This window comes from Sulfitobacter sp. (genome assembly GCF_036961165.1).
Taxonomy (GTDB): domain Bacteria; phylum Pseudomonadota; class Alphaproteobacteria; order Rhodobacterales; family Rhodobacteraceae; genus Sulfitobacter.
Genome location: NZ_JBALVJ010000161.1, coordinates 1 through 3,163 on the forward strand (window position 1 = coordinate 1; position 3,163 = coordinate 3,163).

Consider the following 3,163-nt stretch of genomic DNA (forward strand, 5'->3'; position numbering starts at 1 on the left):
TTCGGGTTGGATACATCTTAGCACGCTGTCCAATTTTGCCGGACCACTTCAGTAGGGCGCACCAGCACTGCGATTGATCGTGTCTGTCAGGGTATAGGGGTCGCGCCATTGCCCAAAATGGCGATCAAGGAGCTGTCGGAAAACATTGCCTGTTGGCGGCCATTGACCGGCCCACTGGTTTCACGCTCGATAGGAGTGCTGTCACGTGTCGCTCAAGCAGACACGGCTGCGACACGTGCAATGAAAGAGGCGATCACTCGCGCGGTAGCTGATAGAGGCTGAAAGTGAAATCTCCGGTTTTCGGACAATAAACTACTTTGTTTCGTTCTTTCAGTGTGGGACCGTTAAGGTGCGCCAAAGACCTGAGATGCGTGTGGTTCCAGTGTATTTGCGCTCTAGCGATGCTACATGAAAATTGGTCACTCCCGCAGGGGCATGATCTTTTTGCGAAAAACCAAAATAATGTTTTGCGTAAGCTGCAGTTTTCACCCTGTTTGTAACAGTGATTTTAAATCAGGTCATGCTTTGGCGGTGAGCAGCCCCACTTGAGTGATCCAATTTGAAAGTTAATGTATGTTTGGCTTTGGTCCATAAGGACGTTGGCTTCAGGCGCTGGCGGGCGGTAGCCCAATGCACTTTGGGGGCGCTTGGTCTTGAGCCTCCCCCTTTGAAGTGGTCCGCCCCTATAGTTAGGAAGGCGGAGGAACAGAGATGGCCATTAAGAGATCCAAGGCGGAAGAGATTGTATTGAAATTACGGCAGGTTGAAGTTTTGATGGTGCAAAGCATGCCCCGGATTGATGCGATCCGGCAGATCAGCGTGATTGAACAAACCTATTATCGTTGGAAGAAGAAGTACGGCGGAATGCACTGCCCGGCAGGGTTATGCGCAGCATGATCCTGAGAGGGGCACAAAGCAGCTCAAGAAACTGAAGCGGCTGCAGAAAGAGAATGAGCGCCTTCGACGGGCAGTTTTTGGCCTGACATTGGGCAAGCTGACCTTGAAGGAAGCCGCATCGGGAAGCGTCTAAGCCCTTCGCGCCTGCATTGACCTTGTGCGTAGTCAGTTCAAGGTTTCTGAGCGACGGGTTTGTCGCGTTGGCATCCTGGCCTCCTTTGACTTTTCCGAGGCTTAGACGAACCTCATGTCTTGAGGCTGTAGCAAGTTACATTTCTTTCGAACCTATGCTGTGATGGGCGCGAAGGATCTCGTTTCCGCCATGTGCTATTGTTGACTGCGACACCACGTCTCGGCAACCCGGAATGGGTAAGGACAATCCTTGGAATTATTGAACCGGATCGGACAGAGATTGCGTCCAGACTGGATCAAGAACCACTGGGATATCTGGCGGATGCTGCAGCAGCACAGGAACGGGCGTCGGCTGGCGATCTGGAACCAGAAGCTTCCCGTTACATTGCATCTCTAAATCGAAGGATGCTGCGCCAAACTCGAGAGGCATTGCCCGACGTAGGCCCCCGACGTAGAAGCATCACGCGCGTTGCAGTGCCCAACGAGGCCGAACTGCCTCGCGTAAACTTGGCAAGCGCGAACCTTACGCATGAGGCGGTGGATATTGCAACCCGCGTTGAAGGGCCTCCATGGCAACAATCAAGGCAGCTATTTTGGGCACGCGATACCGGGCGGGACGCTGTGCGCCATAAAACTTTTCTGAATTTTCCGATATGCAAGGACTTTGTTGCACAAATCTGCCTGAGGTCGTCCTTCCCTTTACCCCTGACGAATTTAGCCTACAGCCTCTGTTTTAGGAATGCCAAGTGCTGTGAAACCGTTGAGGATGGCGGCACGGATTTGGGTCTCCGCGACCTGCCGATCGAAATCACGCGCGGAGAGGCGCTGACCAAGCAGTTTGACGCAAGGCATCTTTGTTTCGACGCGGCTTCGGCGGTGATACTCGGTCACTTGCCGCCACAATGCGCGACCGGGGTACTTTGAGGATCAAACCGCTTCATTTCGCGCCCTGGCTCCGGGCGTGTTAGGCTTCCATAACTTCGCCTTTTTGCGCGGTGGAATGACAGCGTGGGCATTGCGGGATGCGATCGCGTCGTGGCATTTGCGCGTTTCATAAGCCCCATCCCCGGTGACACTGCCAATCTCTTGGTCCGGCGGGATCTGATCAAGTAGGTCAGGTCACATGGGGGCGTCCATTGCCCGGCAGGCGATTTGCAAAAAAAATCTGCCGAGAGGGGCCGATGCTGTTTCTCGTTACTTCGACGGCACGTATCTCCAGTGTCTGCTCATCGATAGCTCCTCTCGGCAGCACATGCTTGCATGTGTGAGAGGGATGCTTACGGGCGTTCCACTCTCCTTCGCCCTCAGCCTTGATACCGCTACTGTCTATCAAAAGGTGCAGGGGCCCGGACGAGCCCCGGAATGGCAACGGACAACGTTCTCTGCCCCCTCTCACACATGCTATGGATGTGTGAGAGGGCAATGGTCGACACAAGGTGCTGAACTCTGACACTGACCAGTGCGGCCCGGCTAAGGTCCCCTCATGCCACAAGCTTGCGCCTCCCACCTCATCCCTTCATCAAACCAGATCGATAGTGAGCCGCGCTGCTTTAGGGCTTGGTTGTAGTCTGGCCAATTCTTGGTCTTGTAAGTCGTCGGTATCCAGTTACTCATAGCCGCCAGCCATCATGCTGGATTCATAAGGTGAATCCTATCAGACTATTTGTGCAACAAAGCCGACCTGGCTACTACCATGTTCAGCGACTTTCGGAAGTTGTGGCGATGAGCCCAGTCTGTTGAAAACGGGCGCTCGGCATCCCGTGCGGGTGATGAATGCCCGTTTTTAACAAGGTTCGGAAATTGTGGAAAATGGGGTGAAGAAGAGCGCATTGCGGGGTGAAAAAAGGCGAGCTAAGCCGTGCGACTTCGAGCATCCGATCTGCTTATTGAGGACAAGGGGCGATTATTTATCTCTTGGTAGTTTGTTCCATTCCAGATCGACCTTTCATGCAACGCAGGTCTAAAGAGCGCACATAATCATTTGCGGACGGTCGCACTGATACCCCCCCCTATGAGGGTCGCATCGTGCACTAAGGGCGGAAAGCAGACTCTCGCTGCGGTTTGCCCAAAGGTCCGCTAAGCGGGGCGGTCTCAACTGATCGACGCAACACATGCATTGAAACGCTCTGCGGGA

At 53.9% G+C, this 3,163-nt stretch carries 2 pseudogenes; one reads left to right on the forward strand and one right to left on the reverse strand.

Going from position 1 to position 3,163, the window contains the following annotated elements:
- Nucleotides 1–711 precede the first annotated feature (711 nt).
- Nucleotides 712–1,099: pseudogene (locus tag V7730_RS22485) on the forward strand (transposase); the annotation flags it as partial.
- Nucleotides 1,100–1,743: 644 nt separating this feature from the next.
- Here V7730_RS22485 and V7730_RS22490 read toward each other — a convergent pair.
- A pseudogene (locus V7730_RS22490) lies at nt 1,744–2,643 on the reverse strand (IS5 family transposase).
- Nucleotides 2,644–3,163: the final 520 nt, after the last annotated feature.